Consider the following 16,722-nt stretch of genomic DNA (forward strand, 5'->3'; position numbering starts at 1 on the left):
TGCCGGATCCGGATCCCCGTCCGCGCGTCCCGCTTGACACGGGACCCCGGGAGAACTGAAACTATTTTCAGGATACGTCGCTCCCGGCACACCGGCAACCCGCCTGCCGAGCATCGCCGCTCGGGCCCGCGACGCACGCAGAGACGAGGAGCACATGGGCGAGCCCCGCGGAACATTCGAGCTGATCGACGCAAGCATCGAGGAGGTGCTCGACGCGTTCCGCAGAGGCGAGATCACGAGCAGCTGGCTCACCGGCCGCTACCTCGCGCGCATCGAGGCCTACGACCGCGGGCCGGACGGGCTCAACGCCGTGGTGGTGCCGAACCCCGCCGCGCTCGAGGAGGCGGCCGAGTCCGATCGCCGATGGCGGGCGGGCACGCCGCGTCCCCTGGAGGGCGTGCCCTTCACCGTCAAGGACTCCTACATGGTCGAGGGACTCACCGTCGCCTCGGGATCCCCCGCCTTCGAGCACCTCGTCGCGCAGTGGGACGCCTTCTCCGTGGCGAAGCTGCGCGAGGCCGGCGCGGTGCTCCTCGGCAAGACCAATATGCCGCCGATGGCGGACGGGGGCATGCAACGCGGCATCTACGGCCGCGCCGAGAGCCCCTACAACCGCGACTACCTGGCAGCCGCCTACGCGTCCGGTTCGTCGAACGGCTCAGGCGTCTCCACCGCGGCGAACCTCGCCGTGTTCGGCATGGGGGAGGAGACCGTCTCCTCGGGTCGCAGCCCCGCCTCCAACAACGCGCTCTGCGCCTACACGCCCAGCTGGGGGATCCTCTCGATCCGCGGCAACTGGCCGCTGTTCCCCGCCCGCGACGTGGTCGTGCCGCACACGCGCTCCATTCCCGACATGCTGCGCCTGCTCGATGTGCTCGTCCAGGACGACCCGATCACCCGCGGAGACTTCTGGCGGAACCAGCAGGCGGTCGAGCTGCCGAAGCCCAGCGAGCACCGTCCCGCCTCCTACCTCGAGCTGGCGGACCCCGACGCGCTGCGCGGCACCCGCCTCGCGGTTCCGCGCATGTACCTCGGCGAGGATCCCGCCTTCCCGATCGCCGTGCGCCCCTCCGTCCGCGCGCTCTGGGAGCGTGCGCGATCGCGGCTCGAAGCGCTGGGCGCCGAGCTCGTGGTCACCGACTTCCCGCTCATCGAGCGCTACGAAGGGGACCGTCCCGGGCAGGAGAACGTCGCCGCGCTCGGCGTGCTGCCCGCGGGGTGGATGGACACGGAGTTCACCGACTTCCTCGCCTTCGGCTGGGACGACTTCCTGAGAGCGAACGGCGACCCCGCGATCCCCGAGCTCGCCGCCGTCGACCCCGACCGCATCTTCCCGCAACCGCCCGGTACCCTGCCCGACCGCTACGAGGAGATCGAGGACTACGCCAACCGCTACCGCGCGACGGTGGCCTACGCGAAGCGCGGGATCCCGGATCCGCGCGAGCGCCCCGACTTCGCCGCGGGCCTGCGGGCGCTCGTGCAGCTGCGCGAGGAGCTGTTCGAGCGCTGGCTCGCCGCGGAGGGTTTCGACGGCGTCGTGTTCCCCGCGAACGCCGATGTGGGGCGCGAGGACGCGGAGCGGGATCCCGCGGCCGCCGACCACGCCTGGTCGAACGGGGTGTTCTTCTCGAACGGCAACTACGCGCTGCGGCATCTCGGGATCCCGACCACGACCGTGGCGATGGGGATCATGGAGGACATCGGCATGCCGGTGGGCCTGACCTTCGCCGGCCCGGCCTACTCGGACCCGCGGCTGCTCGGCTACGCCGCCGCCTTCGAGGCGGGCGAGGAGGGCAGCCTGCGCCGCCCCCCGGCCTCCGCGCCCGCGCTCCCCGGGGACGTGCCGCCGTCGCAGCCCGCGCGCTGAGCCGGGTCGCCCCGGCTACTCGGCGGGCGGGAGATCGATCGGCTCGGTGACCGGCTCGAAGCGGTCCACGCTGATGGCGAGGCGGCGCAGCAGCACGGCGAGGCGCTCCCGCTCCGAGCGGGGCAGGCCGCCGAGCAGGCGCTCCTCGGCGTCGCTGAGTCGCGTCATCGCGGCGTCCACGAGCGTGAGGCCGAGGGGGGTCATCTCGACGAGCACCCCGCGGCCGTCGTTCGGATCGGTGAGCCGGCGCACCAGGCCCCGCGCCACCATCCGGTCGATGCGGTTCGTCATCGTGCCGCTGGACACCATCGTCTGCTGCACGAGCACCTTCGGGCTCTGCGTGAACGGCTCGCCGGCCCGGCGCAGCACGGCGAGCACGTCGAACTCCCAGGAGGCGAGCCCGGAGCGCTCGAAGGCGTGCGAGCGGGCGCGGTCGAGGTGCTTCGTGATGCGCCACAGGCGGGAGAAGATCGACAGCGGTGCCAGGTCGAGGTCCGGGCGGGCGCGACCCCAGTCGGCGATGATCCGGTCCACCTCGTCCTCGTGCTTCATCCCTCCATTATCGAGTGTTGTGCGGTGCGGGGGCGACCCGGTCCAGCGTGGCGTGCGCGCGGGCGCGCATCTGGCAGACTTGTACGGTGCCGGAACGGCACGGTCCGCCTTGGTGTAATGGCAGCACGACAGCCTTTGGAGCTGTGAGGTCTAGGTTCGAGTCCTAGGGGCGGAGCGGCTTTTCGAAGCAACGCTGTGAAAAGCCGCTCCGCACACGTCGCTCAGGAGGAAACGCATCGCGTTTCCTCGCGGCGGGTGGCGAGGCCACCGCCTCGCGCGCCTCCAGGCGCCGGACACGGGGGAGGCGTAGCCTCTCCTGGTGTCGGGAACGTCCGCCCAGCCGAGCGCTGCGGTGCGTCGCCCCGAGAACGGCGCCCGCGGACCGGGCGGCGAGCCGAACGGAAGGATCCACATGTCACATCGCTCACTCGCGGTCGTCATCCTCGCGGCGGGTCAGGGGACCCGCATGCGCTCGGCGCTGCCGAAGGTGCTGCACCGCATCGGGGGGCGCACGCTCATCGCGCACGTGCTCGACGCGGCGGCGGCGCTGGGGCCGGAGCAGGTGCTCGCGGTCGTGCGGCACGAACGCGATCGCGTCTCGGCGGCGATCCTGGAGCACGCCCCCGACACGGTGATCGTGGATCAGGACGCGGTGCCCGGGACGGGACGCGCCGTCGAGCAGGCGCTCGCCGCGCTGCCGGACGGCTTCGAGGGCTCGGTGGTGGTGCTGTCGGGCGACGTGCCGCTCATCGACTCCGCCACGCTCGAGCGGCTGGTGCGCGGCCACCTCGAGGGCGGGCGGGCGATGACGATGCTCTCCGCGATCTCCGACAACCCGACCGGCCTCGGCCGCATCCTGCGCGACCCCTCCGGTGCCGTGGTGGGGATCGTCGAGGAGAAGGACGCGGACGAGGCCCAGCGGCGCATCACCGAGATCAACGGGGGCGTGTACGTCTTCGCGCGCCGGGCCGTCGAGGCGGCGCTCGCCGGGATCGACACGGACAACGCGCAGGGTGAGAAGTACCTGACGGACGCGGCGGCCCGGATCCTCGCGGAGGGCGGCGCGGTGGAGGCCGTCGCGACCGACGACCCGTGGATCATCGCGGGCGTCAACGACCGGGTGCAGCTTGCCGAAGCCGGACGTGAGATGAATGCGCGCATCGTGCGCGCGCACCAGCGGGCGGGCGTCACCGTCCAGGACCCGGCGACGACGTGGATCGACGCCGATGTCTCGATCGAGCCCGACGCCGAGATCCTCCCCGGCACGTACCTGCAGGGGGCGACGTCGATCGCGGCCGGCGCCGTGATCGGCCCGGACACGACGCTCGTGGACTGCGAGGTGGGCGAGGGCGCGCGGATCCGCCGCAGCGAGGCGACCCTGGCGGTGTTCGCCGCGGGCGCCGAGGTGGGGCCCTTCGCGTATGTGCGCCCGGGCACGGAGCTGGGCGAGGCGGGCAAGATCGGCGCCTTCGTCGAGGTGAAGAACTCGCGCATCGGCGAGGGCAGCAAGATCCCGCACCTCAGCTACGTCGGGGACACGGAGATCGGGCGCGGCACCAATGTGGGCGCCGGCACGATCGTCGCCAACTACGACGGCGTGCAGAAGCACCGGACCGTGGTCGGAGACGCGGTGCGCATCGGCTCGAAGAATGTGCTCATCGCGCCGGTTACCATTGAAGACGGCACCTACACGGCCGCCGGAACGGTGGTGCGGAAGGATGTCCCCTCGGGTTCGCTGGCGCTCAACGTAGCGCCGCAGCGCACCATCGAGGGGTGGGTGGCGGAGCATCGGCCCGGCACCAGCACCGCGGAAGCGGCGGAACGATCGAAGAGCGCGAAGGACGGCGGGAAGCAGTAGATGAGCAAGATCGAGATGGCCGGGCAGAAGAAGCTCGTCCTCATCACCGGCCGGGCCTACCCCGAGCTGGCCGAGCAGGTGGCCGCGGAACTCGGTGCCGAACTCGTCCCCACCGATGCGCGCACCTTCGCCAACGGGGAGCTGTATGCCCGCTTCGATGAGAGCGTGCGCGGCTCGGACGCCTTCGTGATCCAGTCGCACACGAACCCCATCAACGAGTGGCTCATGGAGCAGCTCATCATGGTGGACGCCCTGAAGCGCGCCTCCGCGAAGCGGATCACCGTGGTCGCCCCCTTCTACCCCTACTCGCGCCAGGACAAGAAGGGCCGCGGGCGCGAGCCGATCTCGGCCCGCCTCGTCGCGGACCTCTTCAAGGCCGCCGGCGCAGACCGGATCATGTCGGTCGACCTGCACGCCCCGCAGATCCAGGGCTTCTTCGACGGCCCGGTTGATCACCTCTTCGCGATGCCGGTGCTGCTCGACCACTTCAAGAAGACCATCGACCGCGACGACCTCACGGTGGTGTCGCCCGACATGGGCCGCGTGCGCGTGGCGGATGTGTGGAGCGACCGCCTCGACGCACCGCTCGCGATCATCCACAAGCGCCGCGACCCGCTCGTGCCGAACCAGGTCTCGGTGCACGAGATCGTGGGCGAGGTGAAGGACCGCTGGTGCGTGGTCGTCGACGACATGATCGACACGGGCGGCACGATCGCGAAGGCGGCCGCCGCGCTGAAGGCGAACGGAGCGAAGGGCGTGACGATCGCGTGCACGCACGCGATCTTCTCGGGGCAGGCCACGGAGCACCTGTCGCAGGACTTCATCGATCAGGTCGTGGTCACCGACACCCTCCCGGTGGGGCCGGAGAAGCGCTTCGACAAGCTGACCGTGCTGCCGATCGCGCCGCTGCTCGCCAAGGCCATCCACGAGGTCTTCGAGGACGGCTCCGTCACGAGCATGTTCGAGGGCGCCGCGTAGCGGCTCCGCACGTACTGCGCTCGGCGGGGCTTCGGAGAGCGGTGAGTCCGCCGCATCGCGCTCGGGAGGGCGCCACCTCCGCCTTCGGGTTCGACGCCCATGTGGCGGACGCCTGTGTGAGAATCGCTCCGCCCGAGCGGGTCTGGCTGGCGCGGCATCTCCCAAAGGTGATGGAGCTATAGCTCATATCTATCGACTTAATAGAAGACTGCCTTATTGTGCTTTGCAATTGGCCCGCCGAGACTTGTTCGAGATGAGTGTGACGCCCCCGTCCCATCTTGAGAACCAAGGAAGATTCACGAGCCCATGTTGACGAAGAAGACTACAGCCCTCCTCACCGCGATTGCCGCAGGTGCGCTCGCCCTTACCGCTTGCTCTTCCGGAGGAGGCGCCCCCGCAGACGCGAACGAGGGCTCGCGCACGGTCACCGTCGTGACCTCGAACGATGCCCCGTTCTCCTACATCGACGAAGACACCGGCGAGCTGACCGGGATTGATGGCGACATGTTGAACGTCATGGCCGATCAGCTGGGCTGGAACATCGAGGTCGTGGTGACCGATTTCGCCACGATGCCCCAGACCGTCCTCTCGAAGAAGGCAGACCTGATTGCCGACGGGCTCTACGTGACGGACGAGCGGAAGAAGACCCTCGCCTTCTCGGACACGTGGTACTACCAAGGCGAGGGCATGCTGGTGCCTTCTGATTCGACGCTGACCTCTCGCGAGGACGCCAAGGGCAAGGTCATCGGTGTGATGACCGGGACAACCCACCTCGAGATCGCGCAGGAGCTCACCTCGGAATCGAACATCAAGCAGTTCGACTCGCAAGCCAATCTGATCCAGGCCGTCGCGAACGGCCAGGTCGATGCCGCGTTCACCGATCAGGCTGTCGTCGCGTGGAGCCTCGTGCAGAACCCGAACGACAAGGTGAAGCTCGTCTCCCCGTACGATCCGTACTTTCCCGGTACCATCGCGGCCGCGTTCCGCCAGGACGAGGAGAGCGATGAACTGCGTGAGGCGCTCAACGGCGCCCTCGCTGACCTTAAGGCCTCCCCGCAATACCTGGAGATCCTGAAGAAGTACGGCCTCGGCGAGGACAACGTCGCCGAGTAAGCCGCAGACGAGGGTCGGGGCACCCGGCGGTGCCCCGACCCTCATCTCCCCGGGAGGAAAAGGAGAGCCGTGGAGTTCATCGAAAACGTGTTCGGCGTGATGCCGAGCCTGATCAGGGCGGTGCCGGTCGTCGCTCAGCTGGCGGTCGGAGCGATGGTCATCGCGCTCACGCTCGGCCTGCTCTTGGCCCTTGCCCGCCTCTCCCGTAGCCGAATCGTGCGTGGCATCGCGATCACCTACGTCGAGATCTTCCGCGGAACGCCGCTGCTCGTGCAACTGGTCTATGTCTACTTCGTGCTCCCGGTCGTGGGAATCCAGCTCGAGCCGGTGAGCGCGGGCATCCTCGCGCTCGGTCTCAACTACGCCGCGTACCTCTCGGAGGTATACCGGACGTCCATCCTCGCTATCGACTCCGGTCAGACCGAGGCGGCGCTCTCGCTCGGATACACCCCTGCCAAGGCGCTCTGGCTCGTGGTGATCCCGCAGTCCTTCAAAGTGGCGCTCGGCCCCATCGGCAATTACTTCATCGCCATGGTCAAAGACACGGCGCTGACCTCGGTGATCGCCGTATCCGAGATCCTCAAGACCGCCAATACGCTCAACTCGCAGACCTTCCAGACCGTGGAGATCTACACCGCCGCGGCGTTGCTCTACCTGGCGCTTTCCCTGCCGCTGTCTCGTCTGGTCATCGTCCTCGAAAGGAAGGTGCGTGCTCGTGCCTAGTCCCATCATCAGCATCCAGGACGTGTACAAGAGCTTCCGCGTCGGCGAGAAGCGCACTGTGTGGCAGCGGCTGGCGGGCAAGCCGGATCAGCGCCGCACCCTCGAGGTGCTCAAGGGCGTGGACCTGGATGTTGCGCCCGGGGAGGTGGTCGTCCTCATCGGTTCCAGCGGCTCGGGTAAGTCGACGCTGCTCCGCTGCATCAACAAGCTCGAGGTCATCGATTCCGGGCGCATACTGGTTGACGGTCACCTCGTCGGCTACCGCGAGCGGGGGGATACCCTCGTCGCGGAGTCCCCGAGGGAGACCGCGCGCAAGCGCACCGAGATCGGCATGGTGTTCCAGCACTTCAACCTGTTCATGAACAAGACCGCCCTCGGCAATGTGATGGCACCGCTCAGGGATGTCCGGAGGCTTTCGAAGGTCGCGGCTCGCGCGAAGGCGGAGCCGGCGCTGAGACTCGTAGGTCTCGCGGATCGCATGGACAATTACCCGTCACGCCTGTCCGGCGGTCAGAAGCAGCGGGTCGCGATTGCACGGGCGCTTGCAATGGAGCCCGGGGTGATGCTGTTCGATGAGCCAACCTCCGCCCTGGACCCGGAACTCGTCGGCGAGGTGCTCGCGGTGATCAAGCAGATCGCGGCGAGCGGGACGACGATGATGATCGTGACGCACGAGATGCAGTTCGCCCGCGAGATCGCTGATCGAGTCGTGGTGATGGACGGCGGCAGGATCGTGGAGCAGGGTGCCCCCGCAGAAGTATTCGGGGCGCCCAAGCACAGCAAGACCCGTGCCTTGCTGCGCAGATCCGGAGTTCTCGACACTCCGCAGACCGAGGCGATCCAGGTCAAGCCGGGGGAGATCGGGGACTGAGCTACGCCGGCTGCGCGGCCCGCTTGAGGATCGTGCTCACGAGGTCGATCAGCTCGATGATCGCCGGCGAGTAGACGCTATTGCGTCGCCGGATCACCGCGATCGTGTCGTAGAGCGGCGTCTCGAACGGTGCGCAGTGCAGGTTCTTCGGGAAACCGGCGCTTCGCGTCGCCGCCTGAGAAATCATGGTGTCGGCGATCCCACGCGAGGCCAGCTCTAGCGCAGCCTCCATGTACTCCACCTCGACGAGAGGCTCGATCTGGAGACCGCGTCTCTGGGCCCGCTCGTTCAGCTGCCGGCGCGTGGGGTCGTTCCAGCTGTAGCTCGCGTCGTAGAGCACGATGGGATTCTGGACGATCTGCTCCATCGTTACCGGCTGCGCGACCCGTTCGGGATGACTCGATGTCCACAGCACCTCGTCCTGCAGCAGGGGGAAGACCTCGAGCTGTTCGTCCGGCACTGGGAGCACGACGATCCCCGCCTCCAGCACGCCATCCCTCACCCCCTCGACGACCTCGAAAGAGTTCTGCCCGTAGAGTTTGAGCCGTACATTGGGCCGGGCGCGATGGAACTGTTCAACCAGTTCGGCCAGGAAGTAGAAGCTCGCATTGCGGAGTACCCCGAGCGAGACGGAACCGCGCTGGATACCGCGCAGTTCGAAGAGCGCCTCGTCTGCGCGATCCGAGGTCTCGACGATCTGCCGGGCCCACCCGAGCAGCTCCTGCCCGGCAGCGGTGAGGCTCAGGCGTCGACCGGTGCGAATGAACAGGACGAGATTGTGGTGTTCCTCGAGTTTGCGGATCAGTGCCGAGATTGTCGGCTGTGACACCCCGAGCCGGTTCGCAGCTGAGGTGAAGGAGCCGCTGTCCGCCGCGTAGACGAAGGCTCGAAGCTGCGTGATGGTCATAGCTCAACACTATGGCATATAGAGGTGACCGCCCAGTTGTGGGCAGTATCGCTCATTTCTAGCATCGACAACATGAAGTTCACCACCCCAGTCCTCAACAAGTACGCAGGCCGTTACACGCGCCTGAAGAGTCCTCTCGATGCCCCCGCGGCGCAGCGAGACCCGCAGGTCATCGAAACGGTTTCCGCGATGTTGCTCGACATCGAGAAGCGAGGTCTCGACGCGGTCCGCGATTACGCCAAACAACTGGACCACTGGGACGGCGATGACTTCGAGATCCCCGCTGCCACGATCGCCTCCAGCGGAGATCGAATCGATCCTGAGCTGCGGTCCGCCATCGACCTCGGCGCGGAGCGCACCCAGGCGTTCGCGCACCGGCAGCGCGAGGGGCACGTCGACTTCGAGGTCGAGCTCGCACCGGGGCTGCACACCGGTGTCCGCTACATCCCGCTCGGACGCGTCGGAGCATATCTGCCGGCGGGGCGCTTCCCGCTCACGGCGAGCGCGTTTATGACGGTCGGCGTGGCGAAGGCCGCGGGCGTGCCGCACGTGGTCGCATGTACCCCTCCGCAGCCCAACGGTGGCCCAAACGACGCCGTGCTGTATACCGCACATGTCTCCGGCGTCGATCGCGTCTTCTTGCTCGGCGGGGTCCAGGCGCTCGCGGCCATGACATTCGGTCTCGTGGACGAGCTGCCGGCCGATATGCTCGTCGGTGCGGGCAACGCCTTCGTCGCCGAAGCGAAGCGTCAGCTCTTCGGACGCGTCGCGATCGATCTTCCGGCCGGTCCCTCGGAAGTCGCGGTGATCTCCGACGACTCGGCGGACCCGGAGCTCGTCGCCGCAGATTTGCTTGGCCAGGCAGAGCACGGCCCCAACTCTCCCGCCGCCCTGGTGACCACCAGCGAGGAGCACGGGCGTGCGGTGATCGCGGCTGTCGAGCGCCAGCTCGAAACGCTCGCAACATCGGCGATCTGCGGCCCCGCATGGCGGGACCACGGCTCGGTGACGGTTGCCGAGGATCGCGAGGTCGCGGTCGCGCTGATGGACGACCTTGCGCCCGAGCATCTCGAGGTGATCACCGGCGATGATACGTGGTATCACGAGCGTCTGAGCAACTACGGCTCGATCTTCCTCGGCGAGTGGAGCACGGTGGCCTACTCCGACAAGGGCATGGCGGGCACCAACCACACCCTCCCGACCGCGGGCGGAGCCAAGCATAGTGCCGGGCTGTCGGTATCGCGTTTTCTGAAGCCGCTCACCTTCCAGCGCATCGAGCGGGAGGCCACTCCGCTTCTCGCACCTGCCACGGCGACGATCTCGGAGTCGGAGGGCATGGCCGCGCACCAGGCGACCGCCCAGCTGCGCTTGGATCGGTACAGGGGCTGAGAACGGGCTGCCCAGAGGCGGGGCTCACGCGACGCGCTCGCCGGCGCGCCAGACGGACGCGGTGAGGGGCATGCCGGGGCGGTAGGCGAGGTGCGTGGCCGAGGGCGCGTCGAGCAGCTGCAGATCGGCGCGGGCGCCCGGCCGGATCGCGCCGACGGCCGGCTGGGTCTCCCCGCGGGGATCCCGCCAGCCGTCCTCGTGCATGCCGAGCGCGATCGCGCCGCCGAGCGTCGCCGCCCGCACCGCCTCCTGGACGCTCAGTCCCATCTGCAGCACCGCGGTCGCGACGCAGAAGCCCATCGAGCTCGTGTACGAGGTGCCGGGGTTGCAGTTGGAGGCGATGGCGACGACGGCCCCGGCGTCGAGCAGCCGCCTCGCCGGCGCGAGCGGCATGCGGGTCGAGAGGTCGCAGGCGGGCAGCACGGTGGCGACGGTGCCGCGCGATCCCGCGCCTTCCTGCCAGCGCGCCCACGAGCCCGCGAGCGCCTCGACGTCGCCGTCGTCGAGGAAGCCGAGGTGGTCGACGCTCAGCGCTCCGTGTGCGACGGCGAGCCGGGCGCCCGGCCCGTGCCCGAGCTGATTGCCGTGCACGTGGCTCGCGAGCCCGCGTTCGGCGGCGGCGGCCAGCACCCGGGCGGAGGCCTCGCCGTCGAAGGCGCCGCTCTCGCAGAACACGTCGACGGCGCTGACGTGCGGGGCGACCGCGTCGAGCATGGGGCCGGTGACGAGCTCGAGATAGTCTGCGGGATCGGCCCCCGCCGGCACGAGGTGCGCGCCGAGGAAGGTGACCGCGTCGACCACGCGCCCCGCGATGACCGCCGAGCGCAGCTCGTCCGCGACGGTGAGCCCGTAGCCGGTCTTGGTCTCCAGCGTCGTGGTGCCGCCCCTCCGGGCCTCGGCGACGAGACGCGCGAGCGTCGCCTGCAACTGCGCGTCGCTGGCGGCCCGAGTGGCCTCCACGGTGACGTTGATCCCGCCCGCCGCGTAGGCCTCGCCCGCCATGCGCGCCTCAAACTCCGCGGTGCGATCGCCCGCGAACACGAGGTGCGTGTGCGAGTCGACCCAGCCCGGCAGCACGGCGCGGCCCTCGGCATCGCAGCGCTCGTCGGCCTGCGGGGCGCGGGCCGCGGCCCCCACCCACGCGATCCTGCCGTCCTCCACCACCACGGCGGCGTCGCGCAGCCGCCCGCCGACGCCCTCGCCGATCTCGGGCGCGTTCGTCGTGAGCTCTCCGATGCGGTCGATGAGGAGTGCGGTCATGGCTCTGCTTTCGCGTGCGGGGGCTGAGGGGGCGGAGACGCCGCGTGGCGGCGGGGCTGCGAGGCTCTCTGCACCGGACTCGTGCGGGCCCCGCGGGGCGGGCTACCAGGCCCGGTCGGTGTTCCGGATCGTCGGAGGGATCGGCACCCGCACCCCGCGCTCAGCCGCCACCTCGGCGGCGCGCTCGTAGCCGGCGTCGACGTGACGGATGACGCCCATCCCCGGATCGTTGGTGAGCAGCCGGGTGAGCTTCTCGGCGGCGAGCTCGGTGCCGTCGGCGACCGAGACCTGCCCGGTGTGGATGGACCGGCCGATGCCGACGCCGCCGCCGTGGTGGATCGACACCCACGTCGCGCCCGAGGACGCGGCGGTGAGTGCGTTGAGCAGCGGCCAGTCGGCGATCGCGTCGGAGCCGTCGGCCATCGCCTCGGTCTCGCGGTAGGGGGAGGCCACGGATCCCGCGTCGAGGTGGTCGCGTCCGATGACGATCGGGGCCGAGACCCTGCCCTCGGCGACGAGACGGTTGAAGAGGAGGCCCGCCTGGTGGCGCTCGCCGTAGCCGAGCCAGCAGATGCGGGCCGGCAGCCCCTCGTATTCGACGCGATCCCGGGCGGCGTCGAGCCAGGTGCGCAGATGCGCGTTCTCGGGGAAGAGCTCCTTGAGCGCCTCGTCGGTGACGCGGATGTCCTCGGGATCGCCGGAGAGCGCCGCCCATCGGAAGGGGCCGAGCCCCTCGCAGAACAGCGGGCGGATGTATGCGGGCACGAAGCCGGGGAACGCGAAGGCGCGGTCGTAGCCGCCCGTGCGCGCCTCGTCGCGGATGGAGTTGCCGTAGTCGAAGACCTCGGCGCCCGCGTCCTGGAACTCGACCATGGCCCGGACCTGCCGGGCCATCGAGGTCTGCGCGTCCCGGGTGAACTGCTCGGGGTCCGCCTCGGCGCGCTGCAGTCGTTCCTCGACGGCGTAGCCGATGGGGAGGTAGGAGAGGGGGTCGTGCGCCGAGGTCTGGTCGGTGACGAGGTCGATGGTCACCTCGCCCGCGCGGTGGCGGCGCAGCACCTCGGGGAAGACCTCGGCGGCGTTGCCCACGAGCCCGACGGACCAGCCGCGTCCCTCCTGCTTGGCCTGCTGGACCTTCGCGAGCGCGAGCTCGAGGTCGTCCACGACCTCGTCGAGATAGCGCTTCCCGGCGCGCCGCTCCAGGCGGCTGCGGTCGACGTCGACGATGAGGCAGGCGCCGTCGTTGAGGGTGACGGCGAGCGGCTGCGCGCCGCCCATGCCGCCGCAGCCGCCGGTGAGGGTGATGGTGCCCGCGAGCGGGCCCTTTCCCGCGATGGCGGCGATGCGCCCCTGGCCCTGCAGCTTGCGTCCGGCGGCGGCGAAGGTCTCGTAGGTGCCCTGCAGGATGCCCTGCGTGCCGATGTAGATCCAGGATCCGGCGGTCATCTGCCCGTACATCATCAGGCCTGCGGCCTCCAGGCGGCGGAACTCGGGCCAGGTGGCCCAGTCGCCGACGAGGTTGGAATTGGCGAGGAGCACGCGCGGCGCCCAGGTGCTCGTGCGGAAGACGCCGACGGGCTTGCCGGACTGCACGAGCAGGGTCTCGTCGTCTTCGAGATCCCGCAGCGTGGCGACGATCGCGTCGTAGGCCTCCCAGCTGCGTGCGGCCCGGCCGGTGCCGCCGTAGACGACGAGGTCGTCGGGGCGCTCGGCGACCTCGGGGTCGAGGTTGTTCATGAGCATGCGCAGCGGTGCCTCGGTCTGCCAGCTCTTCGCGGTGATCTCGGTGCCGCGCGGGGCGCGGACGGGGCGTGCGCCGGGAAGCGTCATGGTGGGGTCCTTTCGCCAGGAACGGCCCGCGAGGCCGTGCTGCCTCCATCCCACCGTTTCGGCCTTCCCGCGGCAATGCGCCGCTCGCCCGGCCTGTCCGGGATCCCGGACAGGCCGGGGGCTTCACCCTGCGCTCCGGCGCCCGGCGCCCGGCGCCCGGCGCCCGGCGACCGGCGACCGGCGCCCCGGTGCCCCGTGCTCCGGCGTTCGGCCTCACGCGCCCGCGCCCTGCCTCCGGGGCCTCACCTTTCCGCGAGCGGCGGTGCTTTCCGCGAGCGGCGGTGTCCTGCGCGGTGAAATCTGCCGCCGCTCGCGGGAGGCGCCGCCGCTCAGCGCGGTTCCGGCACGGAGATGAGTTCGGTGCCGTAGGCTCCCGGCTCCGTGCCGTGGCCGATCTGGCGGTAGATGTCCTGCTTCGCCGCGCGCAGGATCAGGGCCCAGACGATGCCGACGATCGCGGCGAGGAAGATCAGGCCGGGGAGGATGAAGGTGGTCGCATCGGGCTCCGCCTGGCTCAGCATGAGCTGGAAGTTCGCGAGGATCATCACGAACACCCAGAGCAGGGCGAGGCCGGAGGCCGCCGGGGCGATCACCGTGGTCCAGACGCCGAGCCCGCGCCGGTCGCGGCGGAAGAAGCCGATCACCGCGGCGGCGATCACCGCCATGAGCAGCACGAGCGCCGCGGCGCCGGTGTTGGTCAGCCAGGTGAACATGGTGAGCACCGGGTAGAGGAAGGCCGTCTCGCCGAGCATGCGCTCGGCCGCGCCGAGACCGTCGCCCACGATCGCGAAGCCCGACACGACCACGAGCGCGATGACCGTCTGCGCCACCGAGCCCGCCCACGGCGCGCCCGAGGCACTGGTGCGGCTGAACCACGCCGGCAGCACGCCCTCGCGTCCGAGGGAGTAGAAGTAGCGGGCGACGGCGTTGTGGAAGGCCTGCAGGGCCGCGAAGAGGCTCGTGATGAACAGCAGCGTCATGACGTCCGCGAAGATCACGCCCACGCGATCCGTCATGAAGATGAACATGAGGTCGGGACCGCTGGCCTGCGACTGCTCGACGATCTGCGAGGGGCCGATGCCGACGGAGAACGCCCAGGCGCTGAAGGCGTAGAAGACGCCGATGATCGCGACCGCGGCGTAGGTCGCCCGGGGCACCGTGCGCTTGGGATCCTTCGCCTCCTCGCCGTAGATCGCGGCTCCCTCGAAGCCCATGAAGGCGGCGACGCCGAAGACCAGGATGATCCCGAGCGAGGGTCCGAAGAGCGCTGCCGGGTTGACGGCCGCGGTGCTCACGCCCTCGGGGGCGGTGCCGATCGCGACGATGTCGAAGACGATCACCACGACGAACTCGAGGGCGACGAGCACGCCGAGCACCTTCGCGGAGAGGTCGACGCGGTTGACGCCCAGCACGCCGACGACGACGATGCACAGCAGGATCCACACCCACCAGGGCGAGGCGAAGCCGAACTTCGCCTCGAGGAAGACGGAGAGCTGGAATCCGAACAGGCCGTAGATGCCGACCTGCATCGCGTTGTAGGCGACCAGCGCGACGAGGGAGGCGCCGACGCCGAGCGGGCGCCCGAGGCCCTGCGCGATGTAGGCGTAGAAGGCCCCGGCATTGGTGATGTGCCGGCTCATGGCGGTGTAGCCGACGGCGAAGACGGTGAGGATCACGGCGATCAGCAGGAAGCCGAGCGGCACGCCCTGGGACTCGGTGACCGCGAAGGAGGTGGTGACGCCGCCGGCCACCACGGTGAGCGGGGCCGATGCCGCGATGATCATGAAGGTGATGGCGGGCACGCCGAGGGTGCGGCGGCTCAGCCCGGGATCGTGGTGCGCCGTGTCCGGCGTCGCTGGTGCACTCATGGTGGAGGTTCCTCTCGTGGCTGCGCTGCGCACGTGCTTCCGCGCTGAAGTGATGTGTCCCCGGTGCGGATCCGAGTGGTCCGCGGTGTGATCCGAGTCTAGGAAGCGGCGCCGTTTCCGGCTGTTCCGAGCGCGCACGGGACATGAGGATCCGCGCAAAACTATCCAAGTGGACAGCGCCGTGCCGGGCCGCTGTGCCGGGTCGCTGCGCCGGGCCGCTGTGCCGGGCCGCTGCGCCGGGACACGAAGCGGGGCCGGGGTGCGTGTGCACCCCGGCCCCGATCCCGCGCCGGCACCCCGGCCCGCGGCGGCTACAGCGTCTCGCCGAGCTTGAAGCCCTTCGTCTCGTCGCCCTCGCGGGTGTACGAGAAGCCGTCGGCGCCGATGGTCACCGCCATCTCGCTGCTGTCGGTGCGCGCCACGACCGGCTGCGGCTTCCCGTCGAGATCGAGCACGAGCGAGGCGTCCGTGTACCAGGAGGGCACGACCGGGTTGCCCCACCAGTCACGACGCTGGTTGTCGTGCACGTCCCAGGTCACGACCGGGTTGTCGGGGTCGCCCGTGTAGTAGTCCTGGGTGTAGATCTCGACGCGGTGGCCGTCGGGGTCGCGCAGGTAGAGGTAGAAGGCGTTCGAGACGCCGTGGCGGCCGGGGCCGCGCTCGATGTGGTCGGAGAGGCGCAGCGCTCCCAGCTTGTCGCAGATCGCGAGGATGTTGTGCTTCTCGTGGGTGGCGAAGGCGACGTGGTGCATGCGGGGGCCGTCGCCGCCCGTCGCCGCCGTGTCGTGCACCGTCGGCTTGCGGCGCAGCCAGGCCGCGTAGACGGTGCCCTCGTTGTCCTGGATGTCCTCGGTCACGCGGAAGCCGAGATCCTGGTAGTGGCGCACCGCGCGCGGGACGTCGGGGGTGACCTGGTTGAAGTGGTCGAGGCGAACCAGCTCGCCCGGCTTCTGCAGATCGTAGCGCCACGCCAGGCGCTCCACGTGATCGGTCTGGTAGAAGAACTCGTAGGGGAAGCCCAGCGGGTCGACCACGCGCACGGAGTCGCCGATGCCCTTCACGAAGCCCTGCTCGCTGCGGCGCACCTCGCAGCCGAGCTCGGTGTAGAAGGCGACCGCCCTGTCGAGATCCTCGGGCGTGCGCACGCGGTACGAGAACGCCGCGACCGCCGCCACGGGGCCCTTGCGCAGCACGAGGTTGTGGTGGATGAACTCCTCGGTGGAGCGCAGGTAGATCGCCTCCTCGTCCTCCTCGGTGACGTAGAGGCCGAGCACGTCGACGTAGAACTCGCGCGAGGCGGCGAGGTCGGTGACGACGAGCTCCATGTAGGCGCAGCGGAGGATGTCGGGGGCTTCCGCCTGCGGGGTCGCGACGGGGTTGGCGGCCTCGATGGGGGCCTCCTGGGTGACCCAGAAGCCGGAGGAGGTCTTGTCGCTGTCGTTGAGTTTTGCCATGATCGTGCTTCCTTGCAGTGTGTGGGGGCGGGGAGTGCGGGGAGGGCGCTTA

Annotated in this window: 13 protein-coding genes and 1 tRNA gene; 8 read left to right on the forward strand and 6 right to left on the reverse strand. The window is 69.7% G+C overall.

What is annotated here, in order from left to right; genetic code table 11:
• Positions 1-154 precede the first annotated feature (154 nt).
• Complete coding sequence (locus B4915_RS13635) at positions 155-1,867, forward strand: amidase (RefSeq protein ID WP_105806366.1); 1,713 nt, start codon at positions 155-157, stop codon at positions 1,865-1,867.
• Between the two features lie 15 nt (positions 1,868-1,882).
• Here the strand turns inward: B4915_RS13635 and B4915_RS13640 are convergent, their stop codons facing one another.
• Complete coding sequence (locus B4915_RS13640; RefSeq protein ID WP_105806367.1) at positions 1,883-2,419, reverse strand: MarR family winged helix-turn-helix transcriptional regulator; 537 nt, start codon at positions 2,417-2,419, stop codon at positions 1,883-1,885.
• A gap of 103 nt (positions 2,420-2,522) precedes the next feature.
• Between B4915_RS13640 and B4915_RS13645 the strand changes: the two genes are divergently transcribed.
• The 6 genes from B4915_RS13645 (at position 2,523) to B4915_RS13670 (ending at position 7,962) form a co-directional block, all read left to right on the forward strand.
• A tRNA-Gln gene (locus B4915_RS13645) sits at positions 2,523-2,594 on the forward strand.
• A 237-nt stretch (positions 2,595-2,831) separates the two neighbouring features.
• Positions 2,832-4,277 carry a bifunctional UDP-N-acetylglucosamine diphosphorylase/glucosamine-1-phosphate N-acetyltransferase GlmU gene (gene glmU, locus B4915_RS13650; protein WP_105806368.1) on the forward strand — a complete coding sequence of 482 codons (1,446 nt, stop codon included), beginning with the start codon at positions 2,832-2,834 and terminating at the stop codon, positions 4,275-4,277.
• Entirely contained in the window at positions 4,278-5,255 is a 978-nt protein-coding gene (locus B4915_RS13655) for a ribose-phosphate diphosphokinase (protein WP_105806369.1), read from the forward strand.
• A 306-nt stretch (positions 5,256-5,561) separates the two neighbouring features.
• Positions 5,562-6,368, forward strand: coding sequence for a substrate-binding periplasmic protein (locus B4915_RS13660; protein ID WP_105806370.1), 807 nt, complete (start codon positions 5,562-5,564; stop codon positions 6,366-6,368).
• Between the two features lie 69 nt (positions 6,369-6,437).
• A complete protein-coding gene (locus tag B4915_RS13665; protein WP_105806371.1) occupies positions 6,438-7,091 on the forward strand; it encodes an amino acid ABC transporter permease in 654 nt (217 codons plus the stop codon).
• 58 nt (positions 7,092-7,149) lie between these two features.
• A complete protein-coding gene (locus tag B4915_RS13670; RefSeq protein WP_245907525.1) occupies positions 7,150-7,962 on the forward strand; it encodes an amino acid ABC transporter ATP-binding protein in 813 nt (270 codons plus the stop codon).
• A gap of 1 nt (position 7,963) precedes the next feature.
• On the opposite strand, the gene B4915_RS13675 is transcribed toward B4915_RS13670, so the two are convergent.
• Positions 7,964-8,869, reverse strand: a complete 906-nt coding sequence (locus tag B4915_RS13675; RefSeq protein ID WP_105806372.1) for a LysR family transcriptional regulator — start codon at positions 8,867-8,869, stop codon at positions 7,964-7,966.
• 72 nt (positions 8,870-8,941) lie between these two features.
• Between B4915_RS13675 and hisD the strand changes: the two genes are divergently transcribed.
• Positions 8,942-10,258, forward strand: coding sequence for a histidinol dehydrogenase (gene hisD, locus B4915_RS13680; protein WP_105806373.1), 1,317 nt, complete (start codon positions 8,942-8,944; stop codon positions 10,256-10,258).
• A 24-nt stretch (positions 10,259-10,282) separates the two neighbouring features.
• Here hisD and hutI read toward each other — a convergent pair whose 3' ends face one another.
• The 4 genes from hutI to hpaD form a co-directional block, all read right to left on the reverse strand.
• Positions 10,283-11,518: an imidazolonepropionase gene (gene hutI / locus B4915_RS13685; protein ID WP_105806374.1), complete on the reverse strand. Its 1,236-nt coding sequence runs from the start codon at positions 11,516-11,518 to the stop codon at positions 10,283-10,285.
• 102 nt (positions 11,519-11,620) lie between these two features.
• A complete protein-coding gene (hutU, locus tag B4915_RS13690; protein WP_105806375.1) occupies positions 11,621-13,348 on the reverse strand; it encodes a urocanate hydratase in 1,728 nt (575 codons plus the stop codon).
• 329 nt (positions 13,349-13,677) lie between these two features.
• Positions 13,678-15,216, reverse strand: a complete 1,539-nt coding sequence (locus tag B4915_RS13695) for an APC family permease (protein WP_105806376.1) — start codon at positions 15,214-15,216, stop codon at positions 13,678-13,680.
• A gap of 311 nt (positions 15,217-15,527) precedes the next feature.
• Positions 15,528-16,670, reverse strand: coding sequence for a 3,4-dihydroxyphenylacetate 2,3-dioxygenase (hpaD, locus tag B4915_RS13700; RefSeq protein WP_105806377.1), 1,143 nt, complete (start codon positions 16,668-16,670; stop codon positions 15,528-15,530).
• Positions 16,671-16,722: the final 52 nt, after the last annotated feature.

This window comes from Leucobacter massiliensis (assembly GCF_002982315.1).
Classification (GTDB): domain Bacteria; phylum Actinomycetota; class Actinomycetes; order Actinomycetales; family Microbacteriaceae; genus Leucobacter; species Leucobacter massiliensis.